The organism is Halomonas heilongjiangensis, assembly GCF_002879645.1.
Classification (GTDB): domain Bacteria; phylum Pseudomonadota; class Gammaproteobacteria; order Pseudomonadales; family Halomonadaceae; genus Halomonas; species Halomonas heilongjiangensis.
The window spans coordinates 49,509-67,492 of sequence record NZ_PNRE01000009.1 but is presented as its reverse complement, the minus strand read 5'-3'; the positions used below and the strand labels follow the sequence as shown (position 1 = coordinate 67,492).

Genomic DNA, 17,984 nt, shown 5'->3' with positions numbered 1-17,984 from the left:
CGCGCGAGGGGTGAGTTTCAGGGCAAGGGAGGCAGTCCCGAGGAAGCAGTGAGTCTATACAAAAATATTCTCAGTTACACTCGATAAAGAAATACTCAAAAGCTACCTCGGAGATAAGCACTCTGCGTCCGATCTACGCGGGTACCGAACATGATTGATCGATAGACGCATACCGTGTAGTGTTCATTATGCTGAACTGGTCAGGTGTCATGCATGAACAAGGAACATTGGCGTAACGAAACGGTCGGTTTTCTCGCTGTCGCATCGATCAAGGGTGTCGGCTTTTGGACGATGCATCACCTTGCAGGCCTTGGCATTGGCTTCAAAAATCTCCTGAAGGACACTCCTTATCAGGAAATGCAAAAGCTTCTGAAGGTGTCGCTACCCGATGAAGAGCAGTGGGAGGAAGACAAGCAGGCGCTTTGGTCGACTGGTCAAGCGACAGCCCGTGACCTGGCCCATCAGGGGATTATGCTGCTGTTTCCGGAGCAAGAAGCATTCCCTGACAAGCTCAAGGCCATCAGTGATCCGCCCCGCTGGCTTTTTGTGCAAGGTTCAATCGCCAGCCTCTTCTCACCATCTGTCGCTATTGTGGGTACCCGCAAGCCGAGCGACGACGGTATCTTTCTCACGAGATATCTGCTCTCACTTCTTGCGAACCAAGGCGTGGTAACTGTCAGTGGGCTTGCGACAGGTATAGATCGCGTTGTTCATGATGAGTCTCTGCGCTACGGGATTCCTACTGTCGCGGTGCTGGGCAACGGATTCAACGTGGACTATCCCAAAGGCTCCCTGGATCTCCGTAAAAGCATTGTTGCGCAAGGAGGTACCGTGGTTTCAGAGTACCTTCCCTCACAAAAAGGAAGCGCAGAAACCTTTGTGCGACGGAACAGGCTTCAGGCCGGTTTGGCTGAAACTGTGATTCCTGTCGAATGGAAAGTGAAGTCCGGGACAGCCCACACCGTCAAATTCTCTTCGCAATACGGAAAGCGCTTGGTCAATATTTACTTGCCTGGCACAACCTCCGTAAGAGAGGAGATTTCATTTTCAGAGAAAGAATATTCAGCAAGCTCCTTCCAGGTGCCATTAGAGTCTTCACGGCTTCTTGATGTTATTCATGGGGAAGATTGCTCAATCTATTCGCCAACGCAAATGGATATGAGTTTTAGCGGGGATGAAAATGACTAAAGTAAAGGGTGTTATCTTAAGCGTAGAGGATGTGATACTTCCGAAAGGAAAGGCCGACGCCGCTATATTTTCAGAAGTAAACAATCTCATTAATTATTTAAAGCTAAAAGGGATTGAATTCGCCGTCTTTACAAATAGATATTGGACCGTAGGGTCTTCTAAATCTTCTCTCGAAATGAAGCTAAAAGAAATATGGGGTGATTTTCCATACTTTTGCCGGGAAACTGATAGAAGCATTCCGCCTAAGCCTAGGGCAAATTCCACTCAGTATGTTATAGATAAAATGGGCTGGAACAGTCAGGAAACCATCTATATCGGTGCATCTGATAATGACATGCAAACTGCTGTCAATGGCAACCTACTCTTTCTCAGGGCCACGTGGTGGGGAGATAAAACAGAGTATGGTTTCGAGTTTGACTCCCCGAAGGATATCGCTAGATACATCGACACGTTTTGTCTGAGGGGTCACTTGTGGTGCCATGAAATTCATGATGGTGATTTCGACTTCTATGCCTTGGCACCTTTCAGTACCTACAAACCTGAATATACACTTTATTCGGAAGATGCAAGGGCCGCTGCGAAGCATGGGCTGGGTCATCCCGACTTTTGGATAGGTGCATTAGTATCAAGCCTTTATTTCAGCGGCCTCCATACCCAAGTTAATCATATTGCCACCTATCCTGGGCATCGCGCAGGAGCTGGAAACCCGATTATGGATGAGGCGGTATCTATTTTTGGGAAATGCTTCAGGAAAAGCTATTTACAGGATCTTGTTATCCGCCATACGACATCCACTAAATCACAAACAGCCAGAAATGCTGGTCTGGCTATCGGACACCTAAACCAGCTAAACACGATTAATCTAAATAAAGCGCCTCTTAAGTCTAATGGCACTAGATACAAGAACCCTCCTCTTGCACGTGGTAAAACAATATTGCTTATTGATGACATTTGCACTCGCGGATACAGTCTTGAGTCTGCAAGGAAGTACATTGAAGCCACAGGAGCAAAAGCAATTTGCGTGTCCTGGCTAAAGACGATAAATTCAGATATTGAAAAACTTGGCGATATTGGTAAGTTCGACCCTTACCAGCCCAATGCATTTATTACCGCGCCGGTATCAAAAACCTATCCCTACCATAGCCATATCGTGGATCACCTTGCTCCAGGTGAGCTAACGACACAGTTTTCTCGCTATGAAAATTGGGATTGGCCGGTCTTACCTTGATCACTTACTGCTAAATGGTATTTTCAATGAGCAAGCTAGACGTTGCCGTGACACACCTGAACGCTCCCTACGGCCCTGTCGTGGCGGTCGAGCATTTCGTGGCCGCCCTGCGAGCTGGATCCTACCAGCTAGACGAAATACCAACCGCTTCGGGCGCAATCATCGCCAGTGCATTCAATGAGCTAACAGCCAATCTTATGCTTAAGTGCATCCGCGAAGCGGGAGCGAGCCTCGAGTCAGCCAACCACCTGTACCTGGAGACCCTTGCCGAGAACTGCCCCCCGTCGCCAGAGTGGGAGGAGGTCGTGGATGGGCTGTCTTAATGCCTGCGTGGTATCATGCGGCAATACCCAGAAAGAGGAAGCTGAATGACCGATCTCCAGGAGCTGGAAGAAGCCCTGCTATCGTCCCGTGATGAATTCATCGGCCAGCACAACCGCAACGTCGAGCGTGCCCAGGAGCAGTTCGGCAAGCGTCGCGTTGCTGCAAAAAAGATCGACCTACCCCAGCAGCAGCCCGACAAGGCGCCCTGCAAGCCGAGCAAGGAAGCATCAGGCGCCGAGGCATACAAGACTGGCCATGTCATCCGTTTAGCAGTCAGAAAGAAAAAGATGAGCCTGCTGGATGAGATCTTCGAGTACCGCTCACCCAAGATCTCGGAGCTTGAGGCCCGTCTCGATGCCGAAAGGGCGGCCAGGGCGGCGGGTTACCCGGTTATCGGCTACGTTCACTCAATCGAAAAGATGTAGGCCACCCCTGGCGGCTTCCCCAAAACATCCGCCGCGTGCAAAGGAGTCATTCATGACGGACAAAGAGAAAGCCGAGCTGGACGCCGTGATCGGTGCCCTGGAGCACCAAATCATGGGGCTGGGGATTACGCTATCCAAAGCGGGCAGCAAGCTGGACGACCTGCAAGGAGAGATCGAGCGGCTTAAGGCGTTGCGCGATGGGAAGCGCTTTGAGCTACAAGCTAGCCTCGACTTTGCCCATGAGCTGCCAGGATTCATCGAATCCATCCCCTACTCTGTGCGTGGCCGCGTGATCAAGCTGGCTCAAGAGTTAGAAGAGACCGGCGACGCCCTGCTGGCCAAGCTATGGCAAGAAACCCGCTCTCTGCTGCTATACGATGCCATTTACGATGATGTTGATAGTGAATATGACCTACCCAGTCCGATGCTGTCCCGCGTCATCAGAGGTTGTGTCGATCACTCGGGCCAAGTGCCAATGGGAGCGGACAGAGATAGTTTACTCAGGGAGTGCCCCGGGATACTGGATGCGATAGAAAGTGCATATCAAAAGCATGCCGTTGGACAGCTCGGGACATAATCATAAAGAACAAAACACATGCTCATGATGTGAATCGACTACCGCCAGCTTGCTACCTCTATTTATATTGCGGGAATGCAGTTCAGTCACGCTCAATGGCCAAGTAAGTTATGTAGCCACTACTATCCAATATCGGGACTGCCTCCAAGCTTTCTCTCAAGTGCTTTCAAAATCCCGTGGTGATTGCAATTCTTGTCGTAACCATTCCTGTACCTCAGCACACACCTCATCGTTGTCTTCGGGCAAAACAATAGCTTGACCCATCCCCGGCTCATCTCGAAAGAAGAAACGTTCAGGGATGGCAATCGAATCGCCTCCATGCAGATAGGCGACGATTGCCCCACTCCAAGAAGGGAGGTAGGCACGCTCGCTTTGCAGGCACTCCAGTGCCTCGCGGAAGGTCTCCAGGGGTTGAGGGAATCGATCCCGCAGATCAAACGCTCGGTAAGCAAAGATACGGTCGAGCGGGTCTTCTGGAGTAGGTGGTGATTGGTGAGTCATGCCTCCCCCCCTTCTGTCACGCGTACTAGCTATCATGTTAGCCGATTGCCCGTGGTAGCGCTGCCTGTTGTGCGCGGATCTGGGATGGATGAAGGCATAGATTCATCCCGCCAGCCATACATCTACAGGAGTTGGTACAACGCTCTATCCGAACATCTGGAAAACCACACATGCCTAGTTACTCGAGGGCACCGCCATGCACGAATACACCCTCCAGACAATAAAAAACCCCACACCGCTGAGAGAGTATGGGGTTTCATGATCGAGCATCAGCAACTACCGACGCGCTGAATCAGTCTTCGGTGCGGACCAGCCAGGACTCGACTGTCTCTTCGCCAAATTCTTCTTTCCATGCTTTCAAGGTTTTTTGATTGCCACCGCGAGTTTCCACCACTTCCCCAGTGTTTGGGTTCTCATAAACCTTCAGCTTGCGCGTGCGACGCTGGCCCTGGGCCTTCAGGCTACTTTCTGCCGCCGGCTCGGGTCGGAGCAGGGCCAGAACATCGGTAGCGCTCTTATCAAATTCCTTCATCATCGCCTCAAGCCTCTCTTTGAACTCAAACTCAGCTTGGAGGCGGGGATCAGCTTTCATTTTCTCAAGCTGCTCCGCGAGCTGCTTCATCTGCTGCTCTTGCAGTGCATAGGTAGCCAGGAGGTTTGACATCGCATACGTCTCTAGTAAGTGAATGTGCGTGAGGCATGATAATTAACGAAGCATAGAAACGCAATGGGATTCTAATCGATGTGGCCATAGCCCTAAGGCGAATGGCATAGAGCGCGTCACACGTGATGCCGTGATGCATTGGCTAGTGGGGCACCTCCAGACAGATGACTGCTATTCATGGACTGTCCAGGCTGAAGAGACGTGTGAGTTTAAGCACCTTGATGGCAGCAAGCTGCCGAGGCTGTGTGAAAACGCTTAAAGCGCCTGGCAGCGGTCAAAAAATGATCAACATTAGTGCTCTCTCGCAAATTCTGAGGCAGCTGCATGGCAAAACCCACTACACATTTAGCTTAAGAACGCTATCTTCAGGAGGGCTCAGGAGTTTTAACACAGCCTGGGCCAAATGCGGACATTCACCACGTACTAATGCACACATAACGCCTAGATACCATCTCTCCTAACCGGCCACAAACCGCCTGATGGGATGTTTGTGGCCGGTTAGGAGAGATGGTATCTAGGCTTTGGTCATGGGAGAACTATGGCAAACTGGTTGCCGGCACCTCCTGGATAACATTAGTAAATTTCCGGATTTTATAAAATCCCTCCCAAGACTTCGGAATTATCTCGGCACGAGCATGCGTTTGTTATGTTACTGGTATGCTCGCTCATATCAGCTTGAATGAAGCCTCTCTAACGCAGTAACAGCCTGGACAGTACTTTCCAGACAATTTCTGAGCTGGATTTCAAGTGATTTCATATTATCCGCTCTCAATTTGATCACTGCGCCAAGATTCTGTTGGGAAGCGGTAGTATTGAATGAGCGATTGCTCTCAATGTATGTCACTAGCATTTTAAGATTGAGTGACAGCAAGCAATCGTTCGAATAACTTCCTTGTCAAGCAATCCGAGACGTGTTGTCGAGTCATCGAATGTGGTAGTGACAATCCATGCACCCAGTTTTAGGTACTTTACCTTTGAGCGAGCCCCTTCTCGTTTTTCCGAGTAGTCGAATGCTTCAACATAGGGTTTTAGAATATTTATGTTCTCTGACAATTCGCCGAGCAAACTCTCAATGAGTGCATTGCGCTCAGATTCACGATTTCGTTTCTCCTCAATGCTATTGGCTTTACCAGTCCACCATAAAGTAATACATACGTCTAGAAATCCGATAAGAGGTGGAATTATTCCTTCATAGCTCATGACTTTCACATGATTGTCAACTGTTTACGCTTCAGTTCGAGTCACATAACGCTTTGCGTAACCGGCGTCATGAAGTTGCGTTGCGAAGCGGCGCAGCTTCATGACGCCCGAGTTGACGCGAATGTTAAGTATTATTCCTCTGGTGGAGGAATGTCAAAACGTGGGCCGTAAACAACAGTACAGTATTTCGTAAAAGACAGCACTGTTGTTTGCTCATAATCCACGACTGCTGCGCGACCTAGATTGGCATTTTGCATGGCTTTTCTAATACTCGCATCACCAAACATTATCAAACCAGGTATTCCAGATGCGCAACTTTTCCCCTTTTTGTTTGGTGAGCGATCTGTCGCATATATCGGGCCCGCAGTATTTGAATACAGGACTCCACCTGGCGGTAACGTGGAGCAGCCTGACAACAAGACAAGCACCGAAAATAGAAACATAGCTGCTTTCATTCTATTACCTAACATCACTCACCTGGAGGCATGATTTCATCTAGCATGGCCACGATCTTAGGTGAGCCGCTTGTATCAACTGCCGTAAACATGCTGGTTGCGTCGTTCCAATTAATGTTTTCAGTTGTTGTAGAACCACGTCCACCGAACCTAAAAGGACCAATTGATATACCGCCGCCACCTTTTACGACTTTTTTGAAGTAGTGATACTCACGACTAGACAACGAAATACTTATAGATGGCTGATAAGCAACAATTACTGTCTTTTGCCTTAAATTAAGGAGACCCCTCTCTCCAAAAAGAGAGTTCCCTTTTTTCAGCCATCTATCTAAATACGAGTTGTCTAACCATGGCCCGCCTGCAAATATCTGGAGAGCTAACGCGCTATACCAAGGCCCAGGTTTTACCGAAAATTGCTCAACATTCTGAAAAGACACCTTACATGAGAAATTTTTCGAGAAACTATCTATTTGCTTACTTTCCCAAGCACCGCCTACATTTATTCGAATAAAACCGCCCCACGATGCTGAACCACCCATTCTTGTCGTAGTTGTGTTTCTATACCCACTACTATGATTAAACGATAAAGTCATAGCAGGTGGTTTGTTTGGATTGTTTCGTATCATTTCCTGTGACGAATCGATAAAGTCTTGTAAGTCAGGAGTGATATCGTAAGACGGATGAGGAATCCTAAGACCAGATGGTGTTTCAGTGGTAATATAATATGCATCATTACGAAATTCTGTAATGAGTTGTGCGAGCCGCGCATCAGCGCCTCGTGCCTTATTAAAATAAACTTGATAGGTGGCTGCCGCAAAAGTGACACGATCTTTGTACTTTGTGAGTCTTGGTGCACCATATCTAGCGTACCATGTATCATAAGTAATACGCCTATGCTCCGGCAAACCCTCCTGAATGTTATTGAATTCGATCCAGTCATATGCTGACTCAAGAAACGCGTCTTCATAGTCTTTAAGTGCTGACACCCATGCCTGAGCAGCGTCTTCCGCATTGCGCTGTTCCTCGGCATTTGGAAGCTCAAGCTTTATTGAATTTAAAATAAAGCCATAATTTTCGTGAAATTTTCTCGAGGAGGATTCCCAGTAAGGAGACCACTTCGGAATGGTATTACCAATATCTTCTAGCGCATAATGCACTCCGTATTGTGGATCATTCCATTGTGCAGCTTTTGGAATAGTCAAGAGCTGTAGCCCACTCCAATCTTCCTCGCCTCGAATTTGTTTTGACATTGCCGTGGCATACATATCCCAAGGCCTATTTATTTTATCTATATCAGCACTTGTTAAACCTAGGTCGGCTGTATAAGTCGCAATCTTTTCGGTGATGCCAAGATCATCTGGGCCAAATGGTAAGACGTTGCCATTCTTAATCTCAAAATCATTGGTATTTGACATTTCGTTTATCCTTTGACGTGAAATTTACATATCATTGTGTCTTAGGTGTTGGCTGTACGAAGTATATTTTAATTATAACCTCCGAAGCCTTATGAAACATAACAGATATTAGACCGCACGCTCTGATATTGAATGAACGCCCATGCACGTTCAACAATGTTATAATGCGCCACCCGCCTCATAACCTTCTGAAACAAATTATATTAAGTATGGTTCGGCCATATAACACCAATCACCGCGCATGCTGCATAACACCGATGATCGAACATGCTGCCTTTGCCGGCCTGGCCGCTTTGGGTCGTCTCCACCCACTCGCCACCTTGTACCCTACCCCCACGGAACATGCATACATTCCTCTTGCAGTCGTCCTGACAATATCGTATACGCAGGCTAGCTCGTGCCCCCTTGCGGATAAGCCCTTCAGCAAGATGATCTCTAATGGCCTTACTGGACCGGCTTCAGTATCACGAAAATGCTTTTCGCTTCTCATTTCGTCTGATCACCTTCCTGAGGTATCCTGTCCGCATATGGATTCATAATGGCTGCCTTTGCCCTATGTATCAAGCCAGACCTAAACTGCACATTGCCCACCAGTAGAGAGCCCCTGCCGTAGAGATTCCCTAGACAGGCAGCGCACACCGAACTATCAAGGAACCGCCATGCAAGACAATCGCAAATTTTGCTCTCTGCGCCGATTCGTAGCCCCGCTTGTTCTCTTGGCCATCGCCTTGTCGCCGCTGCCAGCGGTAGCCGATGTTGTGCTGGGCTCCTGGAATATCCAAAACCTCGGTTGGGACAACGACAAGCGCTACGATAAGGTCGCGCACGTTACAAACCACTTCGACTTCCTGGCTATTCAGGAACTCATGCATGAGGCAGCTCTCGAGCGCCTCGAGACTGAGGTCGAGGCGCTCTCCAACGAATCTTGGTCGTCGATGGCCAGCCATGCGCTCGGACGCTCGTCGTACCGCGAGCACTACGCCTTCCTCTGGAGGGACAGCGCCGTGGAATACGTGGATGGCGCGGTGGTGTTCTTTGATAGTGGCGACACCTTCGCCCGTGAGCCCTATTCAGCGAGATTCCGTAGCATGCACAGCGGGCAAGATTTTGCAGTCGCCAATGTCCACGTGGTCTACGGCAGCAGCGTCGGCGACCGGCTCCCAGAGGTCGAGGCGCTGGCGGACTACTGGGAGTGGCTGGGAGAGGTCTATCCCGACACACCGCGCCTGTTAATGGGCGACTTCAACCTCATGCCCCACCATGACGCCTGGGAGTCCCTGCGCGATCAGGGCGTGATCCCGGCGATCACCCAAGGGGCCACGACGCTGAGTCCCACGGATGGCCGGTATGCTAACCTCTATGACAATATCTGGAAGATCGAAGGCAAGTTGGATGTGTCCGAGCGTGGGATCGTGGAGTTCCCTGCCCTCTTCGGCATTGATCATTCTCTGACGCTCGATGTGGTTTCCGACCATGCCCCGGTGTATCTGGCTCTGGGCAGTGCCGAGTTGACCTTGAAACCGTTCGCGTCAGCCAGCCTCGATAGCTCGCTCCCTGCCGCCAACGATCCGGAGTATTGCGTTGATCTCAACACGAGCGATTTCGAAACCCTGCAAGATCTTCCACACATCGGTCCCGCTAGAGCACAGAAGATTATCAAGGGACGCCCTTGGGAGCGGGCTGAGCAGCTTCAGCGTATCTCGGGAATCGGCGGTGGACGCCTAAACGACATTATCGACAGCGAATTGCTGTGTAATACACGATGAAGTACAGGATCAGTAAGCCTGGAGGCAAGCCGTAGCACATTGTGATAGAGGCAGTGTATTGATGTCTTCCCTTTGGCCTCACAGTTACACCTTGAGCACCTCATCCCACATAGTCGTGTACCTCGGTGTTCTCCTTTCACAGAGCGAACTCAACGAGATCGTCAATTTACTGAACGCACACCCGCGTAAGACCCTGGACTGGCGAACGCCGCTAAAGATCTATGCCGAGGTGCTAGAGAAATCCATCACCGATCCAAGGTTCCTTCAATAGTGTTGCGGTTGAAACTTGAGACCGCCATGGCTAATTCATCAAGAACGGCGAAGACCCCATCCAAATCGTCGCGATACGAAGCTATGTAGTTGGTCGTGACTACGCACCTCTCTTCTACGAGCGGGACGCGTTGGCGAATAAGATCCCGGTGCTGACTCCAATAACGCCCCATCTCCTTCGGATCAAGGCCACCTGGAAGTTCAGCTTTAGACGCAAAGTAGCCCTCCTCATCTCTGCCCGAAAAGAAGCCATTACTCAGATGCGAGAGGCAGTGGTCGAGGAAGAAAATGATGTTGTCCTCATGGAGGTCGGGATTGAAGCATACATCAAATGCATACTCGTTCATCAACTTGGCTATGCCACCACCATCACCAGCCCCACGCTCATCGTAATGCCCGCATCCTATACCGGACCCTTGTGGGGGAAGAGAATTGCTCAGTTGGTAGATCACGAAGGACTTGACTACAGAGCGTGCAGAGGAAATAAGTTGAGCGAACGAAGCATCACTTGTCTCGAATTGATCGTCGCTTGAAGCCTGTCGGTCAAGCTTAGACGAAACTTCGCCGAGAAATGATTCAGCTGAGGTATCATTGACTTCTGCAAAAAAGTTTCGTCGCGAATCAATATATGTCCGCTTAAACAAAGCGAACACCTTTTGCGAAAGCTTCCTCATCCCTATCAGCGCTAGACTGCTGACAGGACCAGACGTCGCAGCATTATTATCCTGATGGACAATAAGCGCTGAATGCAAGTTGAAGAGCTGCCCCTGACGATCTGCGGAGCATTGAAGCCTGAACAACATTAAATCGCTCCAGCCGAGGACACCGCGATCATCGGCGACAAGGCGTTGAAGTATCCCCTTCCCCTTGTAAGAGTGTTCGCCGAAGATCCGCCATGCAATCTTGATGATGTTTTCAGGGGTATTTGGAAGGCGGTGTCCTGATGTCCTCCCCCAACCAGCTTGGTCCAACAGTCGCAGCAGTGAGTAAATTGACCTTATCCGCAATCCCCGATCTTTATGCGCGATCGCCGAGTAGTAAGGCAGATAGTCGACGAGTGTATCGATAGCATCTTCGGAAACAGAGCTGGTGAAGTCATGAGACTGATTGACGAGTACCCTCCAGAACTGATCATGCGCGTGCTCCCCTCGTTCCAATTGAAAGTCAGGTGATGTCAGTACTGAAGAAATCGTTTCCCCCATCCTAACTCGTTCCACGGCCGTCTGGTACAGAACAAATGTCTCCTGAGGTTCTGGCGTCGCAAACCGAACAATGAGCTTGAGGTACCCCTCTAGATTCCTGAACGAGTCCTCATTAAAGCAAGCCCGTGAAGAGAGGACTGCCTCATCTACATCACTTGGTTCCCCAAGCTTTAAAGTTGCCACTTCAAATAACTGTTTCAACAGGAACCCATCATTCTCTCGCGACTCTTCAACAATTTTCAAGAACTCGGATGAGTTCTTGAAGTTTCGTTCTCCGTATTCTCGACGCACCGAGAATATCCCGGAGCGCCCTTCAGTCTCTTCTGCATATATGCGCCTAAACAATCCAGGGTAGTTCAAGTGCAAGAGCATGAGGTTGATGAGGTCGCGTTTATTGAAGTCCGTCCTACCTAAGTCGCTTTTCTCTATTTGCATAAGAAGCATGGCGTTAACGAACCGTTTTACCTTGCGCATATCACCAACAAGTGGCAAATACTTAGCTGCCAACTCACCGTTTAAAATATCTGCCAACTCATTGAGTACTGCGCCTAGCTTTACCATCGTATCGGAAGGAATCGAGCCCAGGTGGTTTTCTGCAAGTTGCCAGTCCCTTCGTAAGAAGTCTCGAATACTGGAGCTATCGACGAACAAGCTCAACTTGACTGTCACAAACTTCTCAAGAAACTCTCGCGCCCTCGCCCCCTCTTCCTCGCTTCCAGCAAGTATCTCGGTGTCGTAGCAGAGGACGTAAGTGGCTTGGGATATCTTGAACGTCCTCTTCGTGGCGAACAAAACGTTGTTCGTGGTTCTTGTGTCCAAACGATCAAGGTCGTCGATGACGATGATCACGCGCCGGCCGATGCGCCGAAGAACTTCATCGATGTCATCAAGTAATTCATCAACGGTCTCCTGCGATGGCTCAAACGAAAGCCTGAAGCCGAGGAACGAAAAGTCAGCTTTTCCCTTTATCAGCCGGGAGTAGCGCGATACCGCCGGCCGAAATTCTGGAGCGAAGACTTTTCGTTGAATCGCGGCAGATAATTCACGAATCAACCGATCTGCAAGGTCGGGCTGTGATGCGTACCGGAGGGGTTCGAATCGACAAACGATAGCCCTGTCTTCTGCGTTTTTCCAGTAACGCTCAGCGAGGTTGATGAAGCTTGTCTTTCCGACACCCCATGGTCCGTCGACCCCAAAGACCAGACCCGGGTGGGCGCCGCTCGCGAGGACAGTCTCCGCGAACGACTTGGCTTGTGTCTCACTCGCAAACAGGTCCTCCTTTTCATCTCTGACTTCTTCGTCCGCAATGAAATAAAGTTGTGGCGCCGATCTCTTATTTCGCGGCCAGGAATGTTGAACAAGGGGCGACAACAGCACAGCGGAAAGAAGAAGTAAGACCACTGTAGCCCAATGAGAATCCGCACCCTTGAGAGCTGAGTGTGCCTTGGCTAGCCAGGGCGAGGCCAACACATTTACCCAGATACCGATGCCTACAGCGATCAGTAGATCGATGCGAAGACTACGACCCACCCGCGCAGCAGCGACGTGTGCACCCCGCTTGAGGGCGTAGGTCACACACAGCAGTGCCACGAACAGTATTAGCCCACACTTTACGTAGAGGTTTAAATCAGCCGATGCCAAGGCGGAATTCGCGCCGAGGTAGTATGAGGCCCGCCAAACCTCCGCACCTAAGAAGCCAACTGCAAGCAACTTAGCAAATACTAAAAACTCAGGCATTTTCATAACGGGCTTGTTAGGTTTCATTGATTTAAGTTCAGTGGTGTGGAGGGATTTTCTCAGGCACGAGCCGATACATAATAATATCGACGGACGCCCGTGGGAGCGGGCTGAGCAGCTTCAGCGTATCTCGGGAATCGGTGGGGGGCGCTTTAACGATATTATCGACTGCAAATTGCTATGTAATAACAGCTAAACAAGGGAATGATCTTACGCAGTAATCGTGGACACCGGGTTACGCGATTTTCCTGGCCTCGAAGGCCTCGGGACTGATCAGTCCAATCGCACTGTGCCGGCGTTGTCAGTTGTAGTCATAGGTCTTGAACATAGTCATGCTGGTTGCTCACTGTTACCTATCCTACTGGCAGTGGGTGGGGGCCTGCTACAGCCTCAACGGCCAAGTTAGTCCGCGAGACCTGAAACAGTCTGGGCCAGGTCACCTCTCCACCGTAAACTCAACATTTTGCCAAGGTTCCGAACTAAGCTCGCCTTCGTTCTTAACAGCAATCTCTGAGTATACGTAGGTTCCCAAGGGAGCCCAGGCGGAGATTGGCTCAGTCCACTTATGCTCCCAAGCACCTGGTTCGATCTCAGTAAATCGCGTCGTCCCTCCGCCGCCGTACAGAGTTCCAGTTGGCCCCTCAAGCACTCGGTCTAGCCAGGTTATCGGAGCATTAGATCGCGCACGCACAGTGATCTCCAACGCACCTCCTCGCCTGATTTTATAAGAACTCGGTCGGACGAATTCAATCTCGGGTGATGCTGACTCTTGATTATTTCTTACGACAAACCCCACCGCTTCCCAGGAGTCCGATGTAATCTCTGCCTCATTCTTGACGGATATCTCGCTGAATCGGTAAGTACCTGACGGCGCCCAGCGAGATATTCTGTGAATCCATTTTGTTTCCCAGATTTCAGGTTCAACTTCATGAAAGTTACTCGTTCCTCCTCCCCCATGAAGGCAAGATATTGGCCCATCAAGTCTATGATTAAACCAATTGACAGGGGCTTTTGACTTAGCGCGAATCGTTACCTCTATTTCACCTCCTTCGGATAGCTCAGTTTCGCTAAGGTCTACACTTTGAATAACTGGCTTATTGCTAAATTCCTTAGGCGGTACGGTCTGTGCTTCCATATAGCTTTGAGATTTCATCGAGTCTGTTCCACTCAAGGTTTGCAGCACTTTGGCAAGCCCTTGGTCATAATCAGGGAACAAGTCAACAAAGTGAAAATCACCTAGCCTTTGGTCTAAGATATCGCAGTCATCTAGCCGAACTGGGATGATGAATATTTCATGCTCTGGATATTCATCCAACACGTCCACCGCTAACTTCAGCTCCTTCTGAACGTATCCTTTCTTTGAAGTCGAGTGTGATGAGATCAAAGCAATGAAGTATCTCGATTCCTTGATAGCTGCCTGAATAGCGACCTTCCATCTTTGGCCAGGAAGTAAACTAACTTCATCGAACCACACCTCAAAGCCGTGGCGTCTAATGTCCTCATACAGACGTCTCGCATCAGATGCATTCTTTTTCGCGTAGCTAATAAATACGGTAGTCACGATATCTGTTACCTTTTTGTATAACTCTTGCTGTAAACGGCGCTTCATAAGCGAACGCAGCGAACGAAAATGCGTCCGCGTTCACAGCATTGTTAGATTTTCTCGTCAGTATTGTCTGACGGAGAAATTGTGACATTGAGCGCGCCTTGACCTTGAATTCAATCGTGTACTTTGAGGTCTTCTTCCCCGTATTCATGGCCGGCATCGTTCACCTCCATAGCGGTTAGCGATGCTTGTCTACTGAAGTGGGGGAAGTCCAGCCGCGAGTGATGCGCCTTGTTAGCCTTGAGCATTAAGTGCAACCTTGCCTTTGCGTTGTAACTGATCACAGCGGTCCGGGTCACTGATTTGCATGTAGTCTATCAGCCGAGACCGTAGGTATTCACGGACACGAAATGCACTACCGGAAGTGTCTCTAATAGAACCTTCGTGCTGAAACCAATTGAACACCTCGAAGGCTTCATGTTCATCGTCGAGCATCCTTTGTAAAGTACGGATGTTGATCTCATCAAGGAAAAGAATGTGCTGAAGCCATTTTTTTTGCTGATCATTCATCCAGCGCGTAGTTCTATCGTGAAACCGCTTAAGCATTATCGCACTTCGGCCACCTGAGGAAAGTTCGTCGGTCCACAGCTGAACGTAAAATGGGTACCCTTGTGTATCTCGCCAAACGCGCTCTTTCTCGTCAGACTCTTGCACTCCATATGACTCAACCAACTCATTCATTTCTGGCTGTGACAATGGCGTCAAAACTATTCGCGGCAGAAGATGTTTCTTAAGGTGCTGATCCCAAGCAGGATCTGTTGCTTCTAGCTGGTCTCTGCCAAGAATAATTACTACAGATTCGAACTCCGCAGATTTCAATCCTGATAGTAGATGACCAACCAATAATACTCCAATCGAATTTTGAAGCTTCTCATAGTCGTCGAGGATAAGAAGAAACCTGTCAATTCCTTTTATCTTAGGGTGAGTAGCCTTGAATGTATCTTTCTTTTGATAACCAGAAAGAATTGTAACAAGGTCTGAAAGCAACGCGCGTGATAGTGCAGCACACGCATTTTTCTTGATTGCATTTCGCAAAGCTGTAGAGTCTCCTAGCCCCAAACGCTCCCAAAACCTCGGGCTTTCATCTTGCAGGCTTTTCATTAATGGAATGGCTTCTTCAACCAGTGGTTGAAGTTTTTTTACCTCTTGAAAGTTTATGTGCTTCTTAGAGCTAGGGAATGCATCGTTGACTTTTTTTCCTGCTGAGAATACCCAGTCTAGGAATTGTTGAAGATCCTCGGTAGCATTTTCATTTTCGTGTTTCTTCTTTAATTCAACAGCAGCCTCACTCCGAATAACTTCGATTTCTTTTACAACCCGCTGCACTGTTGGAAAATAGTATCTAGGCATGTGATTACGAATCGCATTGGCCTTCGCACTATCTATTAAACCTACAACAGCTTGTTCAACCGCATCCGTAGAAAGTGAGTTTCCATCAATCCGTAATGTGAGATAATTGCGGCTTGTCAGATCAACCCCGTCGGCTGCATGATCAAAAAGGCAAGTCTTACCTATGCCCCCCGGTCCTTCAATACTCTGTATTGCAAGATTACCACCTGATTTCTTATCTCCTGTCAGAACAGATTGAAGTTGCTTAACTGCGTTTTTACGCCCGACAAAATGTTCAGTGATCATACTCATATCTCTATTTAGTGCCTAATAGTTATTAAATGGCCGATCTTATAATTGGATGAACGTGCCTGCGGCGTTTTTCTGAGAGACCGTATATAGACTCCTCCTCCTTTGCTAACATCCCACCTCAGACCTCTAAGTATCGATCGCTCACGTATATCTGGCCTCTCACTACGCACCTTGCCGAGGTGCAGGCCACTGATGGGCTATTCGCTTTCATACTCCTAATCACTTGGATGGGCCCGGAAGCCATGGAACTGCTCGGGCTCGTCCATCTCCAGTTTGGCTTATTGGCCATCAGCAACTTGTTCACGACGATGAAATATCCAGTACCGCTAAGGATTTAATCCCTCTCACCAGTGTTATTCGAGATGCCTTGTCGCTGTCCAAACCCAACAACAACACCACCATTCAACAAAGAATCAATATATAGCTGTTGACTGACGCTACAGTCTCTCACACCTTTGTACTCATTGAGTCTGAAGAGGATCTCTCCGAAGCTACCGTCAGTATTTCTGTAGAAAATTCTACGACGACGAGCCAGCCTACCAACATCCATTGCAAGGCGTTCAGCGACAAGCCTGGCATCATGGGCGATTGAGCGACCGCCAGTACCCCGGTCGGCGATGATCACCAAATTATCCGTGACCAACAAAAGGTCGTATTCAGACCTCATTTCCATCAAAGCCCTCCTTAGCCTGAATATTTCACGAGCTTCAGTTGTCGGTGGTTATCTCAGCTTTTTGAGTAGGACAGGCCTACCCTTCAGAACCAATCACTTATTAGCAATGAGGGCCTACGGAGCACAGCAGCGGCCTTGGCAAAGCGAATCGGCGACAAGGCTGTCTGGTGGAGGGACGTCTGGCCTGAAACGGGCTGAAACGGGCTGAAACGGGCTGAAACGGGCTGAAACGGGCTGAAATTATTGATTAGGCCAATTCTTGGGCAGACACTGTCCATTATCGTCAACTATTTTATTCAGCAGCTTAGCCTCTCGATATCGCCACCATGGATCTTTCTCAATCCAATCATGATCTCTGGATCGTTCTACCCTCACTTTACGAAGCTCAGCATCCTCATCCCTTGTTATTATTGCCACCAGTGAACATCGCCTAATTATCTCTTCGAATACCTCCACCTTAGAGTTACCTGGGACATTCAGCAGCTTCTTAACCAATAGACTGATAGGGATAACATGTTCATGGGACAGATATCTTGTGAGGCCATTAAGTCTTCTATCACTCGCTTCGAGCAAGGCCCTTGATTCAACAGACCAGTAAGGATGACCCAGATACTTCCCTTTTCCTAGTGAAGATTCTCCATAATCATGTAACTTCCGAATCGCAATACCAAGGGTTTGAGGTAATAGTTTGTCGCGACAAAGTTCAGGATGCTGAGAACAAAATCGAGCCAATTCCGCTACCGCCCGAAGCTTCGCTGGGTTAAGATTTGTCATAGATAATAGTTCGTCGTCCTAAAAGTGATTAGACCGCACACTCTATTACTGGATGAGCGTGCCAGTATCTTCAAGTCAAAAACGCGCCTACTCGGCCACCGTATCCCACTGCCATCCCTTTACATTAAGCATGCCTCAGCACCCTATTCCCTTTATACATGCGTGCATCGATTGACGTCAGGCCTGCTTGGTTCCTTAGTTCCTTTCACTCGATAGGGCGGCTTTTCGGCTCCCAGCCCAAGAGAGCAGGCACGCTACCGCCAAGGGAACCCAGATGCGCTGACGCCTTCCCTTGCGTGGCTGCCCGAGACGTCGCCATTTGGAGACACACAAACATC

15 protein-coding genes are annotated in these 17,984 nt (G+C 49.1%); 6 read left to right on the top strand and 9 right to left on the bottom strand.

All coding sequences use genetic code 11. The features are described 5' to 3' along the window. Nucleotides 1–213: 213 nt before the first annotated feature. The 5 genes from C1H66_RS01460 to C1H66_RS01440 are packed head-to-tail and all read left to right on the top strand — an operon-like array spanning nucleotide 214 to nucleotide 3,742. Entirely contained in the window at nucleotides 214–1,188 is a 975-nt protein-coding gene (locus tag C1H66_RS01460; RefSeq protein ID WP_102626150.1) for a DNA-processing protein DprA, read from the top strand. After that, on the top strand, nucleotides 1,181–2,416 hold the full coding sequence (locus tag C1H66_RS01455) for an HAD hydrolase-like protein (RefSeq protein WP_102626149.1): 1,236 nt from the start codon (nucleotides 1,181–1,183) through the stop codon (nucleotides 2,414–2,416). The genes C1H66_RS01460 and C1H66_RS01455 overlap by 8 nt, the downstream gene beginning before the upstream one ends. Nucleotides 2,417–2,442: 26 nt before the next feature. Continuing rightward, nucleotides 2,443–2,739, top strand: coding sequence for a hypothetical protein (locus C1H66_RS01450; protein ID WP_102626148.1), 297 nt, complete (start codon nucleotides 2,443–2,445; stop codon nucleotides 2,737–2,739). A 45-nt stretch (nucleotides 2,740–2,784) separates the two neighbouring features. Further along, nucleotides 2,785–3,165 carry a hypothetical protein gene (locus C1H66_RS01445; RefSeq protein ID WP_102626147.1) on the top strand — a complete coding sequence of 127 codons (381 nt, stop codon included), beginning with the start codon at nucleotides 2,785–2,787 and terminating at the stop codon, nucleotides 3,163–3,165. 52 nt (nucleotides 3,166–3,217) lie between these two features. After that, a complete protein-coding gene (locus C1H66_RS01440) occupies nucleotides 3,218–3,742 on the top strand; it encodes a hypothetical protein (protein ID WP_102626146.1) in 525 nt (174 codons plus the stop codon). 156 nt (nucleotides 3,743–3,898) lie between these two features. On the opposite strand, the gene C1H66_RS22495 is transcribed toward C1H66_RS01440, so the two are convergent. The 5 genes from C1H66_RS22495 to C1H66_RS22490 form a co-directional block, all read right to left on the bottom strand. Next, the gene (locus C1H66_RS22495) at nucleotides 3,899–4,243 is read right to left on the bottom strand and encodes a hypothetical protein (protein WP_146010666.1); all 345 of its coding nucleotides are present in this window, start codon (nucleotides 4,241–4,243) and stop codon (nucleotides 3,899–3,901) included. Nucleotides 4,244–4,535: 292 nt separating this feature from the next. Next, the gene (locus C1H66_RS01435) at nucleotides 4,536–4,907 is read right to left on the bottom strand and encodes a histone-like nucleoid-structuring protein, MvaT/MvaU family (protein ID WP_102626145.1); all 372 of its coding nucleotides are present in this window, start codon (nucleotides 4,905–4,907) and stop codon (nucleotides 4,536–4,538) included. A gap of 843 nt (nucleotides 4,908–5,750) precedes the next feature. Then, on the bottom strand, nucleotides 5,751–6,107 hold the full coding sequence (locus C1H66_RS23015) for a hypothetical protein (RefSeq protein ID WP_146219029.1): 357 nt from the start codon (nucleotides 6,105–6,107) through the stop codon (nucleotides 5,751–5,753). A gap of 131 nt (nucleotides 6,108–6,238) precedes the next feature. Then, the gene (locus C1H66_RS01430; protein WP_170064067.1) at nucleotides 6,239–6,562 is read right to left on the bottom strand and encodes a TRL-like family protein; all 324 of its coding nucleotides are present in this window, start codon (nucleotides 6,560–6,562) and stop codon (nucleotides 6,239–6,241) included. Nucleotides 6,563–6,576: 14 nt separating this feature from the next. Beyond that, nucleotides 6,577–7,977 (bottom strand): hypothetical protein, encoded by a 1,401-nt coding sequence (locus C1H66_RS22490; protein WP_146010665.1) that lies wholly within the window; start codon nucleotides 7,975–7,977, stop codon nucleotides 6,577–6,579. Nucleotides 7,978–8,636: 659 nt separating this feature from the next. Between C1H66_RS22490 and C1H66_RS01425 the strand changes: the two genes are divergently transcribed. Then, complete coding sequence (locus C1H66_RS01425) at nucleotides 8,637–9,743, top strand: helix-hairpin-helix domain-containing protein (protein WP_102626143.1); 1,107 nt, start codon at nucleotides 8,637–8,639, stop codon at nucleotides 9,741–9,743. Nucleotides 9,744–9,988: 245 nt separating this feature from the next. Here C1H66_RS01425 and C1H66_RS01415 read toward each other — a convergent pair whose 3' ends face one another. The 4 genes from C1H66_RS01415 to C1H66_RS22480 all read right to left on the bottom strand — a co-directional run bounded on the left by C1H66_RS01415 (nucleotide 9,989) and on the right by C1H66_RS22480 (nucleotide 16,872). Continuing rightward, a complete protein-coding gene (locus C1H66_RS01415; protein WP_102626142.1) occupies nucleotides 9,989–12,979 on the bottom strand; it encodes a KAP family NTPase in 2,991 nt (996 codons plus the stop codon). Between the two features lie 409 nt (nucleotides 12,980–13,388). Beyond that, complete coding sequence (locus C1H66_RS01410; protein WP_170064066.1) at nucleotides 13,389–14,513, bottom strand: toll/interleukin-1 receptor domain-containing protein; 1,125 nt, start codon at nucleotides 14,511–14,513, stop codon at nucleotides 13,389–13,391. Nucleotides 14,514–14,792: 279 nt separating this feature from the next. After that, nucleotides 14,793–16,193: a hypothetical protein gene (locus C1H66_RS22485; RefSeq protein WP_146010664.1), complete on the bottom strand. Its 1,401-nt coding sequence runs from the start codon at nucleotides 16,191–16,193 to the stop codon at nucleotides 14,793–14,795. A 340-nt stretch (nucleotides 16,194–16,533) separates the two neighbouring features. After that, entirely contained in the window at nucleotides 16,534–16,872 is a 339-nt protein-coding gene (locus tag C1H66_RS22480) for a hypothetical protein (RefSeq protein WP_110286085.1), read from the bottom strand. Between the last annotated feature and the right edge of the window lie 1,112 nt (nucleotides 16,873–17,984).